The organism is Kitasatospora sp. NPDC048296 (assembly GCF_043201815.1).
In the GTDB taxonomy this organism is placed as follows: domain Bacteria; phylum Actinomycetota; class Actinomycetes; order Streptomycetales; family Streptomycetaceae; genus Kitasatospora.
On sequence record NZ_JBICZB010000052.1, the window covers coordinates 40,386 to 60,938 of the forward strand.

Below are 20,553 nucleotides of genomic sequence, written 5' to 3' on the forward strand. Positions count from 1 at the left end.
CCTTCGCTTTGCCGGGCAATCCCATTTGCACTAGTACATAACAACATTGCTTCTAGTGCAGAGTCGCGCTACGTTCGGATCATGACCGCGAAGCCGCCCACGCCCGTCACCCTCACCGGCCGCCACATCCGCCTGGAGCCGCTGGAGCGCCGCCACCTCGCCGACCTCTGGGCCACCGTCGGCTCCGAGCCCGAGGTCTGGCGCTGGACCATGAACCTCCCGCCCGCCACGGAGGAGGAACTCGGCGGGATCGTCGACGCCCGCATCGCCGAGGCCGCCGAGGGGCAGTGCGTCCACTTCGCCGCCGTCGACCTCGCGAGCGGCACCGCCGTCGGCATCACCGGCTACCACGACTTCAGCACCAAGGACGAGTCCGTGGAGATCGGCGGCACCCTCTACGCCCGCTCGGTCTGGCGCACCGCGGTCAACACCGAGGCCAAGCTGCTGCTGCTCACCCACGCCTTCGAGGACCTGGGCATGGGCCGCGTCTTCTGGAAGACCGACGCCCTCAACGAACGCTCCCGCAACGCGATCCAGCGCCTCGGCGCCCAGTTCGAGGGCGTCTTCCGCCGCCACCGCCTCCGCCCCACCGGCACCTGGCGCGACACCGCCTACTTCTCGATGCTCGCCGACGAGTGGCCGCCGGCCAAGTCCCGCCTGGTGGAGCGCCTTTCCCGGGGCTGACCGTTCACGCGCCACCCACCGCGGCGACGGCCCGCGTCCCGGGCGATCCGGGGCGGGGCCGGGAGCTATTTCCGCTCGCCGCGGGCGGAATGGCGGGGGGCGAACTCGCGTTTTGCGGCGCGGGGCAGCCGGGGCTGCATGTTGACCAGCCAGACCAGCCAGCCGACGAAAACGACGGCGAGGAGGAGGGCGGACAATCCGGCGACCAGGAGGGCGTTCATCGGGTCGCGGAAATGCGGTGGGGAAGGGGGCGTGGAAGGCGGAGAGGCGAGGGAAGGGGCACGGCTGTCTCCGGTCGGTGATGCCGAACGCCCTTACCATGCATCTGGTGTGCAATTACGGCTGACTGGCAGGGCTGATAGGCGACTTGGCGACTGTTTAGGCGACAACAAGTCAGCGAGTGACACGAACGACCATAGAGTCAAGGTGCCAGAGTTGCTACCGAGGGGGTGGACGTTCACTCCATCGTGGGGTATCCCCCATTTCGCTAGCTAGGGCCGGATCGCCACGGCACACTTCACCGGAAGCATCGCCCGAAGCCGCGATCCGGAGAAGAGAGTCATGCCACCCCGCTTGTCGCCGACCGTGCGCCAGCAGCGCCTTGGGATCGAGCTGCGCAAGATGCGCGAACGCGTCGGCGTGACGCCCAAAAGCCTGGCCGCCACAATCGGCACCGACCTGCCCAAGATCTCCCAGATGGAGAACGGGAAGTCGGGCATCAGCGCCGAACGGCTGCGGGTCTGGGCGCGCGCCTGCGGCTGCGCCGAAGGCCCGTACCTGGACGCCCTGCTCGCGATGACGCAGGACCGCCGGAAGTACTGGTGGGACGGCTTTCGGGGCCGGATGCCGAGCGGGATCGTCGACATCGCGGAGATGGAACACCACGCGGCCTCGCTGTCCATCCTCAACAGCACCTTCGTTCCCGGTCTGCTGCAGACCCCGGCGTACGCGGCCGCCGTGTTCGAGCGGCTCCCCGAGCACGTCCGGCAGGAGGCGGAGGCCCGGATGGCATTCCGGATTCGGCGCCAGCGGATCTTCGTCGACCATCCGAAGCCGTACAGCGCGATCCTGCACGAGTCCGCGCTGCGGATGCAGTTCGGCGGTCCGGAAGTGCTGCGCGAGCAGTTGCGGAGCCTGCTGGAGAATTCCGAACGGCCCGGGCTGGAAATCCGGGTGATCCCGTTCAGCGTCCCCACCTACACCGGGTCCGGGGAAAGCCTGTATCTCGCCCGCGGGCCGGTCCCGGAGCTGGACACCGTCCAGATCGACCTCTCCCACGGGCCGAAGTTCGTGCACACCGAAGCCGAATTGGCCTCCTACCGCCGGATCAAGGAGAAGACCGCGGCCATCGCGCTCGGGGCGGCCGAGTCCCGGGACTTCATCCGGGCCTTACTGAAAGACTTCTCATGAACGTGTGGCTGAGCGTGTGGCGCAAGTCGTCGGCCAGCGGTGAGAGCACCGACTGCGTCGAGGTCAGAGCCACCGGCGGGCTGGTGGAGATCCGCGAGTCGGACTGGCCCGAGGCGGTCGTGCGGACGACGCCGCGCAAGTGGGCGGCGTTCGTCCGCGGGGTGAAGGCCGGGGAGTTCGACCGGTACGCCGACTTCACCCGGCCGTGAGGCCGACGCCCGTACGCCGCAGCCCGTGCGCGGGGCCCGGCGGCGGTAGGCTTGGCAGCCCACAGTGGACCCTGCGCCTGGCACAGCACTCCGGGTGGGGTGCGCGTGCGGGAGAAATCGGAGCATCCGAGGATGGCTCGGCACCTGATCACCAGCGCCCTTCCGTACATCAACGGGATCAAGCACCTGGGCAACATGGTCGGGTCCATGCTCCCGGCGGACGTCTACTCCCGCTACCTGCGCCGGCGCGGCCACGAGGTGCTCTACATCTGCGCCACCGACGAGCACGGCACGCCCGCCGAGCTGGCCGCCCAGGAGGCCGGACTGCCGGTCGCCGAGTTCTGCGCCCGGGCGCACCACGCCCAGAAGGCCGTGTACGACGGCTTCGCGCTCTCCTTCGACCACTTCGGCCGCAGCTCCTCGCCGCAGAACCGGGAGATCACCCAGGAGATCGCCCGCGAGCTGCAGCGCAACGGCTTCATCGAGGAGCGCTCGATCCGCCAGGTGTACTCCAACGCCGACGGGCGCTTCCTGCCGGACCGCTACATCGTCGGCACCTGCCCGCACTGCGGCTACGACAAGGCGCGCGGCGACCAGTGCGAGAACTGCACCCGGGTGCTGGACCCGACCGACCTGCTGGAGCCGCGCTCGGCGATCAGCGGCAGCTCCGACCTGGAGGTCCGGGAGACCCGGCACCTGTTCCTGCTCCAGTCGAAGCTGACCGAGGAGGTCGAGCAGTGGATCGCCGCCAACGGCGACGACTGGCCGGTGCTGGCCTCCTCGATCGCCCGCAAGTGGCTGACCGAGGGCCTGCAGGACCGCTCGATCACCCGTGACCTGGAGTGGGGAGTCCCGGTGCCGGCCGACGTGTGGCCCGAACTGGCCGCCGAGGGCAAGGTGTTCTACGTCTGGTTCGACGCCCCGATCGAGTACATCGGCGCCACCAAGGAGTGGGCGGACGCGGCCCCGGCCGGGCAGCTGCGGGACTGGAAGTCCTGGTGGTACGAGGCCGACGAGACCGTCCGCTACACCGAGTTCATGGCCAAGGACAACGTCCCGTTCCACACCGTGATGTTCCCGGCGACGATCCTCGGCTCGCGCCGCCCGTGGAAGAAGGTCGACTACGTCAAGGCCTTCAACTGGCTGACGTACTACGGCGGGAAGTTCTCCACCAGCCAGAAGCGCGGCATCTTCACCGACGTCGCGCTGGAACTGCTGCCGGCCGACTACTGGCGCTACTTCCTGATGGCGCACGCTCCCGAGTCGGACGACTCCAGCTTCACCTGGGACCTCTTCGCCTCGGTGGTCAACAAGGACCTCGCCGACACCCTCGGCAACTTCGTCAACCGGGTGCTCTCCTTCAGCCGCAAGCGCTTCGGCGACGACGTCCCCGGCGGGCACGCCCCGGGCGAGGCCGAGCAGCGCCTCGGCGAGCAGATCGCCGCCCTGCTGGCCGAGTACGAGGCCCAGCTGGACGCGCTCAACTTCCGCAAGGCGGCACAGGGTCTGCGCGCGCTGTGGAGCGCGGGCAACGCCTACCTGGACGAGAAGGCGCCCTGGCTGCAGGTGAAGACCGACCCGGAGGCGGCGGCGCTGACCCTGCGGACGGCGATGAACCTGATCCACCTGTACGCGGTGGTCTCCGAGCCGTTCATCCCGACCGCGGCGGCGGCGATGCGCGGCGCCTTCGCCCTGCCCGAGGACTCGCCGGCGGCCACCCGCAGCTGGGTCGACGCCCGGGAGGCGCGGGCGCTGGACCTGATCCCGGCGGGGACGGCGTTCACGGTGCCGCCGGTGCTGTTCGCCAAGATCACGGACGAGGACCTGGAGGCCTGGACGGCGCGCTTCGGCGGAGCCGAGGGCTAGTCGGGAGCTGGTCCGGCGCTGGTCCGGCGCTGGTCCGGCGCCGGTCGAGGGCCGGTGCGACACGCGGGCAGGGACCCGGGGGCTTCCCCGGGCCCTGCGGTGCCGGTCTTCCCGGAAACGCTTCCTGAGCTACCCGGCCGTCTCCTCCGCGACCCAGGCCAGGTAGCCGGGGCTGCCGGAGACCACCGGCACGGCGATCACCTCGGGCGTCTGGTACGAGTGCCGCGCGGCGACGAACCCGGCCAGGCGGTCGGCGAGTTCGGCCCGGGTCTTGAGGTCGATCCGCCACTCCTCGGCGTCCTGCACCTCGCCCTCCCACCAGTACACCGACCGGACGGGGTACACCTGCGCGCAGGCCGCCAGGCGCTCCCGCACCACGGCGGCGGCCAGGGACCGGGCCTGCTCCTCGCTCTCGTGGGTGGTGGTCACCACGACGAAGCCCTGCTGGTTCGCTGTCATGCGCCGACGCTATCCGTCGCGCCGGTCGCACCGGCGGTAACCGTCGCAGCGGCGGCGCCCGGAGCCCCCGGCGGTGAGCCCGGCGCCCCGCCGCCGCGGCCTCGGAAGCGCGGCGACGGGGCGGCTCGGTGCCCGCGGGCCCGGCCTCAGGGCCGGCGCGCGGTGTGGACGGTCATGGCGGAGAGGTAGAAGGCGTCCGGGCGGTTGAGGATGCCGGTGGGCGCGTCCTCGGCGAGGAGGGCCTCCAGGGTGGCGCGGTCCTCCGGGGCGAGCGCCTCGGCGAGCTGGTCGTGGCGGCGGCCGAGCCGGGCGTGCAGGTACTCGCGGACGGGCCGGGCGAGCGGCGCCGGGTGGTCGACCAGGAAGGTGCGGGTGCCGTTGGGGACGAGTCCGGCCCGCCGCAGCATGGCCGGCCAGTCCTCGATCTCCTCGGCGGTGTCGGGCAGTTCGGCGCGCATGGCGCTGAAGCCGTCCTCGTGGGCCGCGTCCAGCCGGGCCTGGAAGCCGGGCCGGCCGAGGCCGAAGTCCCGGGGCAGGAACCGCGGCGGCAGGCCGCTCTCGGCGACGGCGAGCAGCCCGCCCGGACGCAGCCGCGCGCCCAGGGCGGTGAGCGCGGCCTGCTGGTCGCCCAGGTGGTGGATCGCATTGCCGGACCAGATCAGGTCGGCCTCGCCGAGCTTGTCGAACTCGGCGGGCAGATCGGCCTGTTGGGTGCCCAGTCGGCCGCCGGAACGGGTCCGGGCGCGCTCCAGCAGCGCGGCCGACTGGTCGACGGCGACCACCTCGGCCGCCGGGAAGACCTCGGCAAGCAGCCCGGCGATCACCCCGGGACCGCTGCCGACGTCCAGGACCCTCCGTACCCCGCCCTCCCCGTCCTCGCCGGACAGGCCGGATAGGCCGGACAGCCAGCGCGCGGCCTCGGTGACGGCTGCGGCGCGCAGGTCGGCCTCCTGCTCCAGGTGGGCCGCGAGGGCGTCCCAGTCGAGGTCGGCGGCGGGAACGTGGCCGTGCTGGTGGCTGTGTTGGTGGCCGTGGTCGTGCTGGTGCTGGTGCTGGTGCGAGGACATGGCCTCTCCTCCCGGGTCGTGAGGTCTTGGGGTTGTCGGCGGGTCGACGAAAGCTTCCCGCTCAGGCGGGCACGGCGGCGCCGGACGCGCGGTAGCGGTCGACCGCCTGCCCGACCTCCTCCGCCGTGAGGTCGTGGTCCAGCGCGAAGGCGGCCGCTCCGGCGCCGACCACCACCACGTCGTGGCGCTCCGTCGTCCTCGTCTCGCTCATGGCGCTCACCTCCGTCGCCAGGCTGCGACCGACCATCCCGTGTCGGCAAGCGTTGTTGCCACCTCAGCAAACACCTCCCTCGCTCTCCGCCGCTCACGCCCCGGTCCGCCGCCAGTACGAGCGGACCGCCACCGCCAGCGCCACGCCGTACCCGGCGAAGGCGCACGCCCCGACCCAGGCCACCTGCAGCGCCTGTCCGGCCGTGGCGAACTCGCCCTGCCGGACGCCGAACACCCCGACCGTGCACAGCGCCAGGTAGCCGATCCCGACCAGCCCGTACGGCACCAGCGTGGCCGCGCCGATCAGCGCCGGGGCGAGCGGCAGCCACCGCGGGACGCGACGGCCGCGCAGCGGCAGGGTCCAGCGCGGGAACACCTGCCCCCACGGCCGCACCAGCCCCCAGAGCAGGAACACCCCGATCGCCGCCAGCAGCACCGTGCCGTCCAGCCCCCAGCGCTCCAGGGCGAGCCAGATCCCGGACGAGCCGTTGTGCACGTAGCTCGCGTACACCTCGTCGCTGCTGATCCCGGCGAAACTGCCGCCGAGTGCCCAGATCAGCTTCATCACGACGTACGGAACGAAGGCCAACGTCCCTGCCCAGGCCGCGAGTTGGACGGCGGCCGGGGCCAACGACGGGGCCGTGGGGGGAGCGGTCGCCCGGGCGACCGGCCGCCGGGCCCGGGCGGCCCCGGCCAGCAGCAGCGCCCCGGCCGCCGCCAGTGCCTTGTGCACCGCGGCCGGGACGCTGTCCACGGCCTGCCCGAACAGCAGCGCCACCACGTCCATCAGCAGGCTCCAGGCCGCCACCACGGCCAGCCCGCACAGCACCCACAACACCCCGGTCAGCCATCGCGCCGACCGCAGCCGTACCGCCGCACACCCGGCCGCGACCGCCGCCAGGCCCACCCCGGCGACCGCCCACCCCAGCCAGGCGCCGCCGAGCAGCGCGGTCCCGCTCAGCGCGCAGCCCAACCCGAACCCGCCGTAGCCGACTCCCCAACCGGCCACCGCCCAACCGCTCCTGACCCACCCACGCTTCGCCATGGCCCCAGGGTCACCCGCGCCGCCGCACCCCGGCCTCCGCCGGGACGACGATCCGGCTCCCCCGCCGGAGGGATCCCCGGACACCCCTTGCCTTGGAGCGCACTCCAACTCCTAGCCTCTGACCCACCACCGCATCACCGACCCACCATCAGGGGGAGCACGACCATGCGCTACCGCGTTCTCGGCGGCACCGGCATCGAGGTGAGCGCCTACTGCCTCGGCACGATGATGTTCGGCGCGATCGGCAACCCGGACCACGACGACTGCGCCCGGATCATCAACGCCGCGCTCGACCGGGGCATCAACTTCGTCGACACCGCCGACATCTACTCGGCCGGCGAGTCCGAGGAGATCGTCGGCCGGACACTGGCCGCCCGCGGCGACCGCGACGACATCGTGCTCGCCACCAAGGCACACTTCCCGATGGGCGAGGGCCGCAACCGGGGCGGCAACTCGCGGCGCTGGATCCTCCGCGAGGTCGAGGAGAGCCTGCGCCGACTGCGTACCGACCGGATCGACCTGTACCAGATCCACCGGCCGGACCACACCACGGACATCGAGGAGACCCTCTCCGTCCTCGGCGACCTGGTCCGGGCCGGCAAGATCCGAGCCTTCGGCTGCTCGACCTTCCCCGCCGAGCAGATCGTGGACGCCCACCACGTGGCCGAGCGCCGCGCCCTGCCGCGCTTCCGCACCGAGCAGCCGCCGTACTCACTGCTCGCCCGCGGGGTGGAGCGGGACGTGCTGCCGGTGGTGCAGCAGCTCGGGATGGGCGCCCTGACCTGGGGCCCGCTGGCCGGCGGCTTCCTCACCGGCCGCTACCGCAAGGGGCAGGAGATCGACCTCACCCGCGGCCGCGCCGCGATCAACCCGGGCCGTTTCGACCCGGCGCTGCCCACCACGGCCGCCAAGCTGGACGCGGTGGAGGCCTTCACCGAGCTCGCCGGGGAGCTCGGCTGCACCCTGCCCGAGCTGGCCGTGGCCTTCCCGCTGGCGCACCCGGCGGTCACCTCGGTGATCCTCGGCCCGCGCACCATGGAGCAGCTCGACTCCGCCCTCAAGGGAGCCGACCTGGTCCTGGACGACGCCGTCCTGGACCGGATCGACACCATCGTCCCGCCCGGCACGGACCTCTACCAGGCCGACGGCGCCTGGCAGCCGCCGGCCCTCACCACCCCGGGCCTGCGCCGCCGCCCGGCCGCCGAGCGCTCGGCGGGCTAGCGCAGCGGCGGGCCGGCGGCAGGCTCGACGGGGCTCGGACGGGCTCGACGGGGCTCAGCCCCTCGGCGCGGCGAAGCAGTGGACGAGGACCGTACGGCCGGAGGCCCACCGCTGCTCGCCGCTGCCGAGCAGGGTCCAGCCGAGGCGGCGGTAGAGGGCCACGGCGGCGGTGTCGGTGGCGAGCACGTCGAGCACGGGGTGCAGCCCGAGCGCCCGCGCGTGCACCACGGCGCGTGCCAGCAGGTGCGCGCCGGTGCCGTGGCCGCGCGCCGTCGGGGCGACGTACAGGCGGCCGATCACGGCGGTCAGTTCCGGCCGCCCGCCGGTCCGCAGGCTCCACAGCCCGGGGGCCGCATCGCCCGGGGCGCTGCGGGAGAGTCCGACGTGCCCGGTGATCCGGCCCGCCGCCTCGGCGACCCAGGCGGCCAGCAGGCCGTCCGGGGTGAGCCAGGCGGCGGGCCGCTCGGGCCGGTCGGCGGGGTAACCGTCGACGGTGTGGACGTCGTCCAGCACCCGGACGCAGTCGGCGAGGTCGGCGGCGCGGCGCCGTCGGACGCCCGCCCCCGGACCGGTCCGCCGAGATCCGGACGCGACGACGTCGGCGCGTTCTTCAAGGTCAGCCATGCCGGTACGTTACCGGCCGCCCCTCACCGTCGCAGCAGGTCGACGACCCCGGTCAGGTCCTCCTCGCCGCTACCGAGCCCCAACCGACGCTCCATCAGCCGGAAGTAGGGCTCCAGCAGTTCGGGGCTCACCCCCTGCTCCTCGGCGGTGCGCAGCAGCGTGCTCTTGCCCGCGACCTGCATCGCCAGGCTGGACACCACGCCCTTGGTGTAGTCGCCGCTCTCCAGCTGCTCCGCGGTCGTGGCGACGGTCCGGGACATCGCGGTGAGGAAGTCACTGAGCAGCGGCGCGAGCTCGCCCGGCGCGACGGCCTCGCCGCGGATCAGCGCGAAGGCGTGCGCGACCCCGGCGAACATCCCGTACATGGCGCTGAGCAGTGCCACGTCGTGCAGCGCCGCGCTCCCGGCGTCCTCGCCCACGTACCGGGTGTCGGCCGGGACGGCGAGGGTCGCCCCGTGCTCCTCGAACAGCCCGGCGGAGCCGCTGTAGAAGACGTACGGCCCGGCCGCCGGGATGCCGATCATCGGCGGGACGGCCATGATCCCGCCGTCCAGGTAGCGGGCGCCGCGCCGCTCGGCCCAGGCGGCGCGGGCGCGGGCCTGCCCGGGGGTGCTGGTGACCAGGTTGACCAGGTCCTTGCCGGCCAGGTCGGCGCCGGCCAGCGCCTCGTCCACGGAGGCGTCGTCGAGCAGGCAGACGACGACCAGCCGGTTCGCCGCGACGGCCTCGGCGGCGCTGTCGGCGACGACGGCGCCGCGTACGGCGAGCGCGTTGGCGCGGGCGGCGGTGCGGTTCCAGACGGTCAGCGGGTGCCCGGCGGTGAGCCAGGCCTCGGCCAGCGCGGTGCCCATCGCGCCGAGGCCGAGCAGGGTGAGCGGGGCGAGCGGGGTCCGGCGGGATTCCTCAACTGTGTTCTGTGCCATGCCGATCAGCCTCCGCGCCGACCCCGGAAACGATCAAGTACGCACTTCGAAGTGGGTGGTTACCCTGAGGTGAGGATCGAGGTCGGAAGGGGTGGGCATGGCGACCGTGCCGAGGCCGGGGGCGTACGTCTGCGGGATCGACGCCGCGATGGACGTGATCGGCGGCAAGTGGAAGGTGCTGATCCTGTGGGCCCTGGGCGAGCGCCCGTGCTGCCGCTTCGGCGAGCTGCGCCGCCTGGTGCCGGGGATCACCGAGAAGGTGCTGGCCGCCCACCTGCGCGAGCTGGAGGCGGACGGCATCGTGCACCGGGAGGCGTACGAGGAGGTGCCGCCCCGGGTCGAGTACGCGCTGACCGAGGCGGGGCGGCACCTCAACGCGGCGCTCGCGCCGCTGGGGCGCTGGGGGCGGGAGCACGTCCTGGGTGGGGCCCCGCACCCCCGGTGACTCAGGGCTCCTCCGCCACCGGGTACCAGCGGTTCAATACCGTCATGCGACCCGACCTCAGCACCCCGCTGCGCAGCGAGCGCCTCGACCTGCTGCCGCTCGTCCCCGAGCACGCCGACGAACTGGCCGCCGCCCTCGCCGACCCCGCCCTGCACACCTTCACCGGCGGCCACCCGGCCACCCCCGAGGAGCTGCGCGCCCGCTGCGCCCGGCTCGCCGCCGGCTCCCCCGACCCAGCCGAGACCTGGGGCACCTGGGTCCTGCGACTGCGCGCCGACGACGCCCTGACCGGCTACGTCCAGGCCACCGTCCGCCCCGGGGCCACCGAACTCGCCTGGGTGGTCGGCACCCCCTGGCAGCGGCGCGGCCTCGCCACCGAAGCCGCCCGCGCCCTCCTCGCCCACCTCACCGCCCTCGGCACCACCACGGCCGTCGCCCACATCCACCCCGACCACCACGCCTCCGCCCGCGTCGCCCACACCCTGGGCCTGCGCCCCACCCCGCACACCCAGGACGGCGAAACCCGCTGGCGGGCCGGCCTTTCGCAGCCGTAGCCGCCGAGCCCCGACCCCACCCGGAATGCCCACCACCATCGATGGGGTTGGATACAGCCATGGCATCTCGTGCACGCGTACGCGCCCCCGAGCTGGTCGGGGCAGGCGGTTGGCTGAACACCGGCGGCAAGGAGCTCACCCTCGCCGACTTCCGGGGCAAGATCACCGTCCTGGACTTCTGGACCTTCTGCTGCATCAACTGTCTGCACGTCCTCGACGAGCTCCGTGAGCTGGAGGAGAAGCACCGCGACACCGTGGTGATCGTCGGCGTGCACTCGCCCAAGTTCGTCCACGAGGCCGACCACCAGGCCGTCGTCGACGCCGTCGCCCGGTACGAGGTGCACCACCCGGTGCTGGACGACCCGGCGCTCGCGACCTGGAAGCAGTACGCCGTCCGCGCCTGGCCGACGCTCGTCGTGATCGACCCCGAGGGCTACGTGGTGGCCCAGCACGCCGGTGAGGGCCACGCCCACGCGATCGCCCGCCTGGTCGAGGAGCTGGAGGCCGAGCACGCCGCCAAGGGCACGCTGCGCCGGGGCGACGGCCCGTACGTGGCGCCCGAGCCCACCGCCGGGAACCTCAAGTTCCCCGGTAAGGCGGTCCGGCTGCCGAACGGCCACTTCCTGGTCGCCGACTCCGGCCACCACAGCCTGGTCGAGCTGGCCGAGGACGGCGAGACGGTGGTGCGCCGGATCGGCGACGGGCAGCGCGGCCTGGTGGACGGCGCCAGCCCCCGGTTCAGCGAGCCGCAAGGCCTCGCGCTGCTGCCGGAGGGCGCCGACTACGACGTGGTCGTGGCCGACACCGTGAACCACGCGCTGCGCGGCGTGCGCCTCGCCGACGGCAGCGTCACCACCCTGGCCGGCACCGGCCGCCAGTGGTGGCAGGGCTCGGCGACCGAGGGCCCGGCCCGCGAGGTGGACCTCTCCTCGCCCTGGGACGTCGCCTGGTTCGACGGCAAGATGTGGATCGCGATGGCCGGCGTGCACCAGCTGTGGGCGTACGACCCGGCGGACGGCACGGTCGGCGTCGCGGCCGGCACCACCAACGAGGGCCTGGTGGACGGCCCGGCCGCCGAGGCCTGGTTCGCCCAGCCCTCCGGCCTCGCCGTCTCCGCGGACGGCGAGAAGCTCTGGGTCGCCGACTCCGAGACCTCCGCGCTGCGCTTCGTTTCACGTGGAACCATGACGGTCCAAACCGCCGTCGGCACCGGCCTGTTCGACTTCGGCCACCGTGACGGCGCCGCCGACCAGGCCCTGTTCCAGCACCCGCTGGGCGTGACCGTGCTGCCGGACGGCTCGGTGGCCGTCGCCGACACCTACAACCATGCGCTGCGCCGCTTCGACCCGGCGAGCGGCGAGGTCAGCACCCTGGCCACCGATCTGCGCGAGCCCTCCGGCGCGGTGCTGGTGGACGGCGACATCGTGGTGGTCGAGTCGGCCCGGCACCGGCTGACCCGGCTGCGGCTGCCCGAGGAGGCCGTCCGGGTCGAGTCGGTGGCGCACCGCACCCAGCGCGCGGCCACCGAGGTCGCGCCCGGCGCCTTCCGACTGGACGTGGTCTTCGAGGCGCCGAGCGGCCAGAAGCTGGACGAGCGCTACGGCCCGTCCACCCGGCTGCTGGTCAGCTCGACCCCGCCCGAGCTGCTGGTCTCCGGCGCCGGCGCGGACTCCGCCCTCTCCCGCGAGCTGGTGCTCTCCGACCAGGTCACCGAGGGCGTGCTGCACGTCTCGGCGATGGCGGCCTCCTGCGACGACGACCCGGAGATCGAGTTCCCGGCCTGCCACGTGCACCAGCAGGACTGGGGCGTGCCGGTGAAGCTGGTCGCCGACGGTGCCCGCCGCCTCCCGCTGGTCCTGGCCGGGATGGAGTAGGCGGGCGGACGAAGAGGGCGGGGCCCGGCGGACATCACGTCCGCCGGGCCCCACCCTCTTCACCGGGAGCCTCAGCCCTCCAGGAACGCCTTGATCGCGCTCGCCAGCAGGTACGGGTCCTCCGCCCCGCACAGCTCACGCGCCGAGTGCATGGACAGCGCCGCGATGCCGCAGTCCACCGTCTTGATGCCCAGCCGCGCCGCCGTGATCGGGCCGATGGTCGTCCCGCAGGGCATGGCGTTGTTGGACACGAAGGTCTGCCACGGCACGCCGGCCTTCTCGCAGGCGGCCGCGAACACCGCCCGGCCGACCCCGTCGGTCGCGTAGCGGTTGTTGACGTTGACCTTGAGGATCGGCCCGCCGTTCGGCATCGGGTGGTGGCCCGGGTCGTGCCGCTCGGTGTAGTTCGGGTGGACGGCGTGGCCCATGTCCGAGGAGAGGCAGACGGTGCCGGCCAGCGCCCGGGCGCGGTCCTCCGGGTTGCCGCCACGGGCGTGGATCGTCCGGTCGATCACGTTGCCGAGCAGCGGGCTCTGGGCGCCGGTGTCGGACTCGCTGCCGGTCTCCTCGTGGTCGAAGGCGGCCAGTACCGGGATGTACGGCAGCTCGACGGTGCCCTCGGCGGCCGCGGTGGCGACGGCGGCGAGCGCGGCGGTGGCCGCGTGCACCGACAGCAGGTTGTCCAGTCGCGGGGCGGCCAGCAGCTCCCGGTCGCGGCCCAGGTACGAGGCGGGCTGGACGTCGTGGGTCATGAGGTCCCAGCCGACCACGTCCTCGACGGCCAGGCCGGCCCGCTCGGCGACGTAGCCGATCAGCGAGCCCTCGTCCACCGGGCCGAGGCCCCAGATCGGGGTGACGTGGCGCTGCCGGTCGAGCTTCATGCCGTCGTTGACCTGGCGGTCCAGATGGATGGCGAGCTGGGGGACACGCAGCAGCGGCTCGTCCAGCTGGACGAGCCGCGCGCTGCCGTCCTTGAGCGCGAGTCTGCCGGACAGGCCGAGGTCACGGTCGAGCCAGGTGTTCAGCGGCACCCCGCCGTAGATCTCCACCGCGACCTGCCGCCAGCCCGCCGAGCCGGTGTCCGGCAGCGGCTTGACGCGCAGGTTCGGCGAGTCGGTGTGGGTACCGACGATGCGGAACGGCGTCTCCGGGCCGGCCCCTTCCGGCAGGTACCAGGCGATCAGCGCGCCGGCGCGGATCAGGAAGCGCCCCCCGGCCGCCCCGTCCCAGGCGTCCGTCTCGGCGACCTGACGGAACCCCGCCTTCTCCAGGCGCTCGGCGGCGCTCGCGACCGCGTGGTACGGGGACGGCGAAGTGCCGAGGAACGCGATCAGATCGTCGGTGTGCGTCCGGTCGAAGAATGCCCGTCGGGCGGCGGTCGACATACTGCTCCTGGGTCGAGGGAGGGCCGAAGCCGGATGGGGAGTCGGCTTCGCACCTTGAGCATATGCCCGTACACGGACATGGCATTCGGAAGCTCATCCGGGCGGAACCCGGACACATCCGGGGTCCGCACGCGCCCAACTCCCCACCGTCCGGGGCTCTGCGGAGCACCCGGACAACACCGAAGGGCCCGGTGGCAGCCGGGCCCTTCGGTGTGAGGGTTTCGTCAGGCGGTCAGAAGGGGGTGCGGCCTAGAAGGCCTCCTCCGCCAGCTCCATGATCTCGTTGTCGATGCCCTCGGCGATCGCCCGCTGCGGAGCGACGGTCGGGAGGATGTTCTTGGCGAAGAAGCGGGCCGCCGCGACCTTGCCCTGGTAGAACGGCACGTCCTTCTCGGAGGCGCCGGCCTCCAGCTTGGCCAGGGCCACCGCGGCCTGACGCAGCAGCAGCCAGCCGACCACGACGTCGCCGGAGACCATCAGCAGGCGGGTGGTGTTGAGGCCCACCTTGTACATGTTCTTGACGTCCTGCTCGACCGAGGAGAGGTCGGCGAGCAGCTTGCCGATGATGGCCTCCAGGTCACCGGCGGCCGTGGCGAGCAGCTTGCGCTCGGCGGCCAGGGCGTCGCCGCCCTCCTCCGAGCCGAGGAACTTCTGGATCTGCTCGTTCAGGGCGGTCAGCGCCTGGCCGCCGTCCTTGACGATCTTGCGGAAGAAGAAGTCCTGACCCTGGATCGCCGTGGTGCCCTCGTACAGGGTGTCGATCTTGGCGTCGCGGATGTACTGCTCGATCGGGTACTCCTGCAGGTAGCCGGAGCCACCGAAGGTCTGCAGGGACTGGGCGAGCTGCTCGTAGGACTTCTCCGAGCCGTAGCCCTTGACGATCGGCAGGAGCAGGTCGTTGAGGCGCTCGGCGGCCTCGTCGCGCTCGCCGCGCAGCTTCGCGGCCATCATGTCGTCCTGGGTGGACGCGGTGAACAGGACCAGCGCGCGCATGCCCTCGGCGTAGGCCTTCTGGGTCAGCAGCGAGCGGCGCACGTCCGGGTGGTGGGTGATGGTGACGCGCGGGGCGGTCTTGTCCAGGAACTGCGAGATGTCGGCGCCCTGCACGCGCTCCTTGGCGTACTCCAGGGCGTTCAGGTAGCCGGTGGAGAGGGTGGCGATGGCCTTCGTGCCGACCATCATGCGGGCGAACTCGATGATCTTGAACATCTGGCGGATGCCGTCGACCTTCTCGCCGAGCAGCCAGCCCTTGGCCGGGTGCTTGGCACCGAAGGTCATCTCGCAGGTGTTCGAGGCCTTGAGGCCCATCTTGTGCTCGACGTTGGTGGCGTAGACGCCGTTGCGCTCGCCGAGCTCGCCGGTCTCCCAGTCGAAGTCGAACTTGGGGACGATGAACAGGCCCAGGCCCTTGGTGCCCGGCTTACCGCCCTCGGGGCGGGCCAGCACCATGTGGATGATGTTCTCGGACATGTCGTGCTCGCCCGAGGTGATGAAGCGCTTCACACCCTCGATGTGCCAGGAGCCGTCCTCCTGCTTGATCGCCTTGGTGCGGCCGGCGCCCACGTCGGAGCCCGCGTCGGGCTCGGTGAGGACCATGGTGGAGCCCCACAGGCGGTCGGTCATCCGCTTGGCGACCTCGAGCTGCTCCTCGGTGCCCTCCTCGGCGATGACGCCGGCGAAGGCCGGGCCGGAGGAGTACATCCAGATGGCCGGGTTGGAGCCCAGGATCTGCTCGGCGAAGGCCCAGATCAGCGAGTTCGGGGTGACCTGGCCGCCGATCGACTCCGGGATGCCCAGGCGCCACCACTCGGCGTCCATGAAGGTCTGGTAGCTCTTCTTGAACGTGGCCGGGATCGGGGCGGTGTTGGTCTCCGGGTCGAAGACCGGCGGGTTGCGGTCGGCGTCGACGAAGGACGCGGCGAGGTCGTTCTCGGCGAGGCGCGAGATCTCGCTCAGGATGTTCTTCGCGGTCTCGACGTCCATGTCGGCGAACGGTCCGGTGCCGTACACCTGGTCGCGACCGAACACCTCGAAGAGGTTGAACTCCACGTCCCGCAGGTTGGACTTGTAGTGACCCATGGCCTGTTTTCTCCGGTTCGTCGCTTCCGGGTGACCGCCTCGTTTCGGGCGTCCCGTACCCACCAGTAGGCATCATGATGCTACCCAGCGGTAACTTGGGCAAGCCCCCGGGGATGAATCACCTATGAACGTGGTCACGTCCCACAAGCCGGGACGACCACTCCTTGTCAGGATCGGCGCCAGCGCGGGCGGGTGCGCTCCCGCTAGCCTGTCCGTGTGTACGGATATGACCAGAACGCATACCCGGGTGACCCCTACCAGCAGCAGGCGGGTCCGCAGCCGGGCATGAGCGGCATGCCCGGACCCGACGCGTACGGCGCGCAGGGGCAGGCGTCCCAGCAGTCGCTGTACCCCGAACCCTCCCCGCCGTCGCTGGCGGACGCCGTCCGGGCCTTCACCACCGGCTCGATGGCGGTCGAGGACTTCCAGGCGATCTTCATCACCTCGAAGGTGCACTGCCCGCGCGGCGACCGCCCCGGCTTCCTCGCGCTGCACAACACCCCGACGCCGGTGATCCCGATGTTCAGCTCGCTCAAGGAGCTGCGCCGCTACGCCGGCAAGGACTCCAAGCACTTCACCGTCACCGGCGCCGAGGTCCTGGACCTGCTGCCGACCGGCTACGGCTTCGCGCTGGACATGGAGGGCGAGCACCGGATGGTGTTCGACGCCAAGGCGGTCGAGCAGATGGTCGACTTCACCATGCGCCGGATGTACGGCTGACGACCGCTCCACGGCCGTCGGCCACCGCCTCGCGGGCGGCCGAGCCGCCCCACGCGGTGCGCGACGCGCGGCGCTGACCCATCCTGGAGAGGTGCCCGCTCTTCCGTCACTACATAGTTCAATTTTCAACTTGCTTGTTGTTGAGCATTGAACTATCCTCGTGGACGTAGGCCAGAGACCCCCCGAAGGAGGCCGACATGCCCGCCGTGACCGTCGACAACCCGCTGACCCTTCCGCGTGTCACCACGCCGGACCCGGCCGTCGCGAGCGCCCGGCCCGTCCGCACCGTGGCCACCGCGCCCGAGGGCTACGAGGGCGAGGGCTTCCCCGTCCGCCGCGCCTTCGCCAAGATCAACACCAAGTACCTCGACCCGTTCATCATGATGGACCAGATGGGCGAGGTGGACTACGCGGCCGGCGAGCCCAAGGGCACCCCCTGGCACCCGCACCGGGGCTTCGAGACGGTCACCTACATCATCGACGGCACCTTCATCCACCAGGACTCGCACGGCGGCGGCGGCACCATCACCGACGGCGACACCCAGTGGATGACCGCCGGCTCCGGCCTGCTGCACATCGAGACCCCGCCGGAGTCGCTGGTGATGTCCGGCGGCCTCTTCCACGGCCTCCAGCTGTGGGTCAACCTGCCCGCCTCGGACAAGATGATCGCCCCGAAGTACCAGGACATCCGCGGCGGCAGCGTCAAGCTGCTCAGCACCGAGGACGGCGGCGCGCTGCTGCGGGTGATCGCCGGCGAGATCGACGGCCACCAGGGCCCGGGCGCCACCCACACCCCGATCACGATGATCCACGCCTCGGTCAACCCCGGCGCCCAGGTCACCCTGCCCTGGCGCTCGGACTTCAACGCCCTCGCCTACGGCCTGGCCGGCACGGGCTCGGCCGGCCAGGAGCGCCGCCCGTTCCACATGGGACAGGCCGTCGTCTTCGGCGACGGCGACTCGATCACCATCCGCGCCGACGAGGCCCAGGACTCGCGCAGCGCCAACTTCGAGGTCGTCCTCCTCGGCGGCCTGCCGATCCGCGAGCCCGTCGCCTGGTACGGCCCGTTCGTGATGAACAGCCACCGCGAACTCCAGCAGGCCATGGAGGACTTCCAGGCCGGCCGCCTCGGCACCATCCCGGCCGACACCAACCTGGGACGCTGACCCCACGACGCAGGGGCCCGGACCGGTACGACCGGTCCGGGCCCTGGTCGCGCCAAAGAACTCACTGTCCTGCAGCGGCACTTCGGGCGGATCGAGGGTCTGCGGGTGCTCCACCTGGGCGAGGGCGTCGCCGCCCCGGTCGCCGGTCAGGTCACCGCGGCCGGGGTGCCACGGCGGCGGAGCCGTGCGCACCGCGGACGGCCAGTCTGCGGGCGACCCCGTCCGCGAGCAGCAGCAAGGCGGCGGTCACCAGCGCGGCCATGTGTTCGTAACCCGCCAACTCCGGGTCCACCGCCGTGATCGCGGCCGTCAGCAGCACCACGCCCAGCGCGGTCCAGCGCGCCCCGAACCGCCAGGCGACCAGCAGACCCAGCCCGATCACGGCCGCCGACGGCCCGGTGTCCCGGACCTGGGCGAATGCGGCGGGCAGGTGGAGCAGGTGGCCGGGCGGCCGGGACACCCCGAAGCGCGCGTAGCAGGTGCCCACCAGCGAGCAGGTGTACCCGACGGCGAGCGTGCGCCACGGGCCGAGGGTCAGCTCGGCGATCGCGAAGACCACGAACACCTGGGCCAGCGCCCCCCAGACCGGCAGGCCCAGGGCCGGCACGAATATCGAGATCGGGAAGCGCAGCAGCGCGACGTCCCACGACTCGGTGGCCCGGACCACGCCTGTCCGGGAAACGAAGGCCGCCCCGCTCGGGAACTCGTCGACCGCCGCGAACAGCAGCACCAGGCAGCTGGAGACCACGGTGAGGGTCAGTGCGGCGGCGCCCCTGGCCCGCAGTCGGGCGCGCGCCCGGCGGTAGAGCAGGCCCCACTCGCTCTCGGCCGCGCGCCGGAGGCCGGGATTGTTCACGACGGTCCTCCAGTCCCGATCAGGAGTCGATGGTGGCCGCACACCGGTCCGCGGCACCGGCGTGCGGCCGGCCGTCGGAGCCCGAGGTGCACTGCCGCAGCAGCGCGAAGTAGGCCAGGGCCGGTCCGGACTGCCGGATGACGTGCAGGCCGACGGCGTTGGCGTGCCGGGCCAGGGTCGCCGGGCGGATCTGGTGGCGGTCGAAGAACTCGCCGACGACCAGGCGACCGGTCGGCTTGAGGACCCGGCGCAGCTCGCTCAGGGCGGCGGGGACGTCCGGGATCTCGCCCAGCGCGGTGACCAGGTAGGCGGCGTCGAACGTGGCGTCGTCGAAGGGGAGTTCGCGTGCGTCGGCCAGGGTGGGGACGATGGTGTCGAGGCCTGATCCGGCGGCCCGGCGCATCACGTGGTCGAGCATCTCCTGCTGGATGTCGACGATGTCCAGCCGGCCGTCGGCGCCGAGCCGGGGCGCCACCTGGAGCGACTGCAGCCCGGTGCCGGGACCGATCTCCAGCATCCGCTCGCCCGGCAGCGGCTGGAGCTGCTCGGCCAGCCGCTCCCAGGACAGGAACGGCAGTGGCAGGTCGAGCAGTCGGTGCTGCGCGTAGGGGTACGGCGCGGAGTCGGTCACCCACCAGGCGGTGGCCGCGGCCGCGACCGAGGCGCCCGCAAGGGCCCAGGTGCCGGCCTTGCCGAACGGGGCGCGCAGGGGTGAGGAGGGGTGGCGCATGGTTCTTCTCCAACGTTGGTCGTCGGCGTGGGGCGGTGGCGCCCGCTCAGTGGATGTGGATGCCGCCGTTGGAGGCGGCCACGGTGAGGGAGGCTGACGCGCCGTCGGAGTTCGGCAGGTCGATCTGCGGCGCGGAGCTGCTGCTGTGGGCGTCGATCCGGTAGCCGGTGCTCGAGGGCACCGCGAGGTCGACCGCGCCGTCGCCGGTCGCCATGGTGCACCGTCGGGCGGTGCGGCTTGAGGTATTGATCGTTCCACTCCTCGTTCTCGGGAAGGCCGGTGGCCTTCACCGGTGGTTCGCGGTGGCGCTGCGGGGCGGCGCACCTGCGCCGCCCCGCACCGACCATCTGCCCTCCAGCCAACAGCAGTTCGGCCGGGGCCGGACACGTGGTCAGCCCACCGAACCGGGGTAGGGATAACCCACCTGTCAGTCCCAGCCGTTGTTGTCGGGCGGGGTGGTGGTGCCGGTGGTGTCGGCCGGGGCGGCAGCGGACTGCGGCTTCCTCGACCGCTGCCCGGAGCCGGACCGGCTGCCCGGGTGGCTGACCGAGCAGGACATCGCCGTCTACGCCGAGGCGCCGGCCGCGACCGGCTTCACCGGCGGCCTCAACCGGTACCGGAACCTGCACCGCAACCGGGACCTCACCGCACCGCTGAACCGGGCCCGGATCCAGGTCTCGGCCCTCTACCTGGCCGGCGACCGCGACTTCGTCGTCCAGGGCGCCGACCACGCCCGACTGGACGCCGAACTGCGCCAGTGGGCACCGCAGTTGCGCAGGACGATGATCCTGCCCGACTGCGGGCACCGGACCCAGCAGGAGCGGCCGGCCGAAGTCACCGCCGCACTGGCCGACTTCGCCTCCTCGCTGGTCGCCGGCTGATCGTCCGAACGACGGTGGCGGGGGGCGGGGGGGGGGGGGGGGGGCCCCCCGGGCCGGGGGGGGGGGGGGGGGCCCTGGCGAAAATTTGGGGCGCCGGGGGGGTGTCACCCCCCCCGCGCGGGGGGGGCCAGCCGGGGGGGGGGAG

At 72.5% G+C, this 20,553-nt stretch carries 23 protein-coding genes; 11 read left to right on the forward strand and 12 right to left on the reverse strand.

Going from position 1 to position 20,553, the window contains the following annotated elements:
* The first annotated feature begins 81 nt into the window (after window positions 1-81).
* On the forward strand, window positions 82-684 hold the full coding sequence (locus tag ACGF12_RS26655) for a GNAT family N-acetyltransferase (protein ID WP_393034958.1): 603 nt from the start codon (window positions 82-84) through the stop codon (window positions 682-684).
* A gap of 65 nt (window positions 685-749) precedes the next feature.
* Here the strand turns inward: ACGF12_RS26655 and ACGF12_RS26660 are convergent, their stop codons facing one another.
* Complete coding sequence (locus ACGF12_RS26660) at window positions 750-905, reverse strand: hypothetical protein (RefSeq protein ID WP_393034961.1); 156 nt, start codon at window positions 903-905, stop codon at window positions 750-752.
* A gap of 340 nt (window positions 906-1,245) precedes the next feature.
* On the opposite strand from ACGF12_RS26660, the gene ACGF12_RS26665 reads away from it, so the two are divergent.
* From ACGF12_RS26665 to metG, 3 genes are all read left to right on the forward strand, one after another.
* Window positions 1,246-2,094 (forward strand): helix-turn-helix domain-containing protein, encoded by an 849-nt coding sequence (locus ACGF12_RS26665; protein ID WP_393034964.1) that lies wholly within the window; start codon window positions 1,246-1,248, stop codon window positions 2,092-2,094.
* Window positions 2,091-2,303, forward strand: a complete 213-nt coding sequence (locus ACGF12_RS26670) for a DUF397 domain-containing protein (RefSeq protein WP_387618665.1) — start codon at window positions 2,091-2,093, stop codon at window positions 2,301-2,303. The genes ACGF12_RS26665 and ACGF12_RS26670 overlap by 4 nt, the downstream gene beginning before the upstream one ends.
* Before the next feature lie 132 nt (window positions 2,304-2,435).
* Window positions 2,436-4,169: a methionine--tRNA ligase gene (metG, locus tag ACGF12_RS26675; protein ID WP_393034967.1), complete on the forward strand. Its 1,734-nt coding sequence runs from the start codon at window positions 2,436-2,438 to the stop codon at window positions 4,167-4,169.
* Between the two features lie 129 nt (window positions 4,170-4,298).
* Here metG and cutA read toward each other — a convergent pair whose 3' ends face one another.
* The 4 genes from cutA to ACGF12_RS26695 all read right to left on the reverse strand — a co-directional run bounded on the left by cutA (window position 4,299) and on the right by ACGF12_RS26695 (window position 6,950).
* Window positions 4,299-4,628 (reverse strand): divalent-cation tolerance protein CutA, encoded by a 330-nt coding sequence (cutA, locus tag ACGF12_RS26680; RefSeq protein WP_393034969.1) that lies wholly within the window; start codon window positions 4,626-4,628, stop codon window positions 4,299-4,301.
* 146 nt (window positions 4,629-4,774) lie between these two features.
* Window positions 4,775-5,695, reverse strand: a complete 921-nt coding sequence (locus ACGF12_RS26685; RefSeq protein ID WP_393034972.1) for a class I SAM-dependent methyltransferase — start codon at window positions 5,693-5,695, stop codon at window positions 4,775-4,777.
* Window positions 5,696-5,756: 61 nt separating this feature from the next.
* Window positions 5,757-5,906 carry a hypothetical protein gene (locus tag ACGF12_RS26690; protein ID WP_393034975.1) on the reverse strand — a complete coding sequence of 50 codons (150 nt, stop codon included), beginning with the start codon at window positions 5,904-5,906 and terminating at the stop codon, window positions 5,757-5,759.
* Between the two features lie 93 nt (window positions 5,907-5,999).
* On the reverse strand, window positions 6,000-6,950 hold the full coding sequence (locus ACGF12_RS26695; protein WP_393034978.1) for a hypothetical protein: 951 nt from the start codon (window positions 6,948-6,950) through the stop codon (window positions 6,000-6,002).
* Between the two features lie 165 nt (window positions 6,951-7,115).
* On the opposite strand from ACGF12_RS26695, the gene ACGF12_RS26700 reads away from it, so the two are divergent.
* A complete protein-coding gene (locus ACGF12_RS26700) occupies window positions 7,116-8,171 on the forward strand; it encodes an aldo/keto reductase (RefSeq protein WP_393034981.1) in 1,056 nt (351 codons plus the stop codon).
* A gap of 54 nt (window positions 8,172-8,225) precedes the next feature.
* Here ACGF12_RS26700 and ACGF12_RS26705 read toward each other — a convergent pair whose 3' ends face one another.
* Window positions 8,226-8,795, reverse strand: coding sequence for a GNAT family N-acetyltransferase (locus tag ACGF12_RS26705; protein WP_393034984.1), 570 nt, complete (start codon window positions 8,793-8,795; stop codon window positions 8,226-8,228).
* Window positions 8,796-8,818: 23 nt separating this feature from the next.
* The gene (locus tag ACGF12_RS26710; protein ID WP_393034987.1) at window positions 8,819-9,718 is read right to left on the reverse strand and encodes an NAD(P)-dependent oxidoreductase; all 900 of its coding nucleotides are present in this window, start codon (window positions 9,716-9,718) and stop codon (window positions 8,819-8,821) included.
* A 97-nt stretch (window positions 9,719-9,815) separates the two neighbouring features.
* On the opposite strand from ACGF12_RS26710, the gene ACGF12_RS26715 reads away from it, so the two are divergent.
* The 3 genes from ACGF12_RS26715 to ACGF12_RS26725 are packed head-to-tail and all read left to right on the forward strand — an operon-like array spanning window position 9,816 to window position 12,591.
* Window positions 9,816-10,163 (forward strand): winged helix-turn-helix transcriptional regulator, encoded by a 348-nt coding sequence (locus tag ACGF12_RS26715; RefSeq protein WP_393034990.1) that lies wholly within the window; start codon window positions 9,816-9,818, stop codon window positions 10,161-10,163.
* 44 nt (window positions 10,164-10,207) lie between these two features.
* Window positions 10,208-10,717, forward strand: coding sequence for a GNAT family N-acetyltransferase (locus ACGF12_RS26720; RefSeq protein ID WP_393034993.1), 510 nt, complete (start codon window positions 10,208-10,210; stop codon window positions 10,715-10,717).
* Window positions 10,718-10,776: 59 nt separating this feature from the next.
* Window positions 10,777-12,591 carry an NHL domain-containing thioredoxin family protein gene (locus ACGF12_RS26725; RefSeq protein WP_393034996.1) on the forward strand — a complete coding sequence of 605 codons (1,815 nt, stop codon included), beginning with the start codon at window positions 10,777-10,779 and terminating at the stop codon, window positions 12,589-12,591.
* A gap of 71 nt (window positions 12,592-12,662) precedes the next feature.
* Here the strand turns inward: ACGF12_RS26725 and ACGF12_RS26730 are convergent, their stop codons facing one another.
* Window positions 12,663-13,976 (reverse strand): M18 family aminopeptidase, encoded by a 1,314-nt coding sequence (locus tag ACGF12_RS26730; RefSeq protein WP_387618884.1) that lies wholly within the window; start codon window positions 13,974-13,976, stop codon window positions 12,663-12,665.
* Window positions 13,977-14,225: 249 nt separating this feature from the next.
* Window positions 14,226-16,055 carry an acyl-CoA dehydrogenase gene (locus ACGF12_RS26735; RefSeq protein WP_387618887.1) on the reverse strand — a complete coding sequence of 610 codons (1,830 nt, stop codon included), beginning with the start codon at window positions 16,053-16,055 and terminating at the stop codon, window positions 14,226-14,228.
* Between the two features lie 216 nt (window positions 16,056-16,271).
* On the opposite strand from ACGF12_RS26735, the gene ACGF12_RS26740 reads away from it, so the two are divergent.
* Together ACGF12_RS26740 and ACGF12_RS26745 are read left to right on the forward strand one after the other, a co-directional pair.
* Entirely contained in the window at window positions 16,272-16,775 is a 504-nt protein-coding gene (locus ACGF12_RS26740; protein WP_387618890.1) for an SseB family protein, read from the forward strand.
* A gap of 197 nt (window positions 16,776-16,972) precedes the next feature.
* The gene (locus ACGF12_RS26745; RefSeq protein WP_393035001.1) at window positions 16,973-17,941 is read left to right on the forward strand and encodes a pirin family protein; all 969 of its coding nucleotides are present in this window, start codon (window positions 16,973-16,975) and stop codon (window positions 17,939-17,941) included.
* 151 nt (window positions 17,942-18,092) lie between these two features.
* Here the strand turns inward: ACGF12_RS26745 and ACGF12_RS26750 are convergent, their stop codons facing one another.
* The 3 genes from ACGF12_RS26750 to ACGF12_RS26760 are packed head-to-tail and all read right to left on the reverse strand — an operon-like array spanning window position 18,093 to window position 19,741.
* Window positions 18,093-18,797 carry a hypothetical protein gene (locus ACGF12_RS26750; protein WP_393035004.1) on the reverse strand — a complete coding sequence of 235 codons (705 nt, stop codon included), beginning with the start codon at window positions 18,795-18,797 and terminating at the stop codon, window positions 18,093-18,095.
* Between the two features lie 19 nt (window positions 18,798-18,816).
* Window positions 18,817-19,527, reverse strand: a complete 711-nt coding sequence (locus tag ACGF12_RS26755; RefSeq protein ID WP_393035007.1) for a class I SAM-dependent methyltransferase — start codon at window positions 19,525-19,527, stop codon at window positions 18,817-18,819.
* Between the two features lie 46 nt (window positions 19,528-19,573).
* On the reverse strand, window positions 19,574-19,741 hold the full coding sequence (locus ACGF12_RS26760) for a hypothetical protein (protein WP_393035010.1): 168 nt from the start codon (window positions 19,739-19,741) through the stop codon (window positions 19,574-19,576).
* A 226-nt stretch (window positions 19,742-19,967) separates the two neighbouring features.
* On the opposite strand from ACGF12_RS26760, the gene ACGF12_RS26765 reads away from it, so the two are divergent.
* Complete coding sequence (locus tag ACGF12_RS26765; protein ID WP_393035013.1) at window positions 19,968-20,408, forward strand: alpha/beta fold hydrolase; 441 nt, start codon at window positions 19,968-19,970, stop codon at window positions 20,406-20,408.
* Window positions 20,409-20,553: the final 145 nt, after the last annotated feature.

Coding starts and splice junctions, on each gene's coding strand:
- ACGF12_RS26745 (WP_393035001.1), top strand. CDS start 16,973: ATGCCCGCCGTGACCGTCGACAACCCGCTGACCCTTCCGCGTGTCACC.
- ACGF12_RS26710 (WP_393034987.1), bottom strand. CDS start 9,718: ATGGCACAGAACACAGTTGAGGAATCCCGCCGGACCCCGCTCGCCCCG.
- ACGF12_RS26655 (WP_393034958.1), top strand. CDS start 82: ATGACCGCGAAGCCGCCCACGCCCGTCACCCTCACCGGCCGCCACATC.
- ACGF12_RS26660 (WP_393034961.1), bottom strand. CDS start 905: ATGAACGCCCTCCTGGTCGCCGGATTGTCCGCCCTCCTCCTCGCCGTC.
- ACGF12_RS26685 (WP_393034972.1), bottom strand. CDS start 5,695: ATGTCCTCGCACCAGCACCAGCACCAGCACGACCACGGCCACCAACAC.
- ACGF12_RS26720 (WP_393034993.1), top strand. CDS start 10,208: ATGCGACCCGACCTCAGCACCCCGCTGCGCAGCGAGCGCCTCGACCTG.
- ACGF12_RS26705 (WP_393034984.1), bottom strand. CDS start 8,795: ATGGCTGACCTTGAAGAACGCGCCGACGTCGTCGCGTCCGGATCTCGG.
- ACGF12_RS26700 (WP_393034981.1), top strand. CDS start 7,116: ATGCGCTACCGCGTTCTCGGCGGCACCGGCATCGAGGTGAGCGCCTAC.
- ACGF12_RS26715 (WP_393034990.1), top strand. CDS start 9,816: ATGGCGACCGTGCCGAGGCCGGGGGCGTACGTCTGCGGGATCGACGCC.
- ACGF12_RS26760 (WP_393035010.1), bottom strand. CDS start 19,741: ATGGCGACCGGCGACGGCGCGGTCGACCTCGCGGTGCCCTCGAGCACC.
- cutA (WP_393034969.1), bottom strand. CDS start 4,628: ATGACAGCGAACCAGCAGGGCTTCGTCGTGGTGACCACCACCCACGAG.
- ACGF12_RS26725 (WP_393034996.1), top strand. CDS start 10,777: ATGGCATCTCGTGCACGCGTACGCGCCCCCGAGCTGGTCGGGGCAGGC.
- ACGF12_RS26665 (WP_393034964.1), top strand. CDS start 1,246: ATGCCACCCCGCTTGTCGCCGACCGTGCGCCAGCAGCGCCTTGGGATC.
- ACGF12_RS26730 (WP_387618884.1), bottom strand. CDS start 13,976: ATGTCGACCGCCGCCCGACGGGCATTCTTCGACCGGACGCACACCGAC.
- ACGF12_RS26695 (WP_393034978.1), bottom strand. CDS start 6,950: ATGGCGAAGCGTGGGTGGGTCAGGAGCGGTTGGGCGGTGGCCGGTTGG.
- ACGF12_RS26735 (WP_387618887.1), bottom strand. CDS start 16,055: ATGGGTCACTACAAGTCCAACCTGCGGGACGTGGAGTTCAACCTCTTC.
- metG (WP_393034967.1), top strand. CDS start 2,436: ATGGCTCGGCACCTGATCACCAGCGCCCTTCCGTACATCAACGGGATC.
- ACGF12_RS26690 (WP_393034975.1), bottom strand. CDS start 5,906: ATGAGCGAGACGAGGACGACGGAGCGCCACGACGTGGTGGTGGTCGGC.
- ACGF12_RS26755 (WP_393035007.1), bottom strand. CDS start 19,527: ATGCGCCACCCCTCCTCACCCCTGCGCGCCCCGTTCGGCAAGGCCGGC.
- ACGF12_RS26670 (WP_387618665.1), top strand. CDS start 2,091: ATGAACGTGTGGCTGAGCGTGTGGCGCAAGTCGTCGGCCAGCGGTGAG.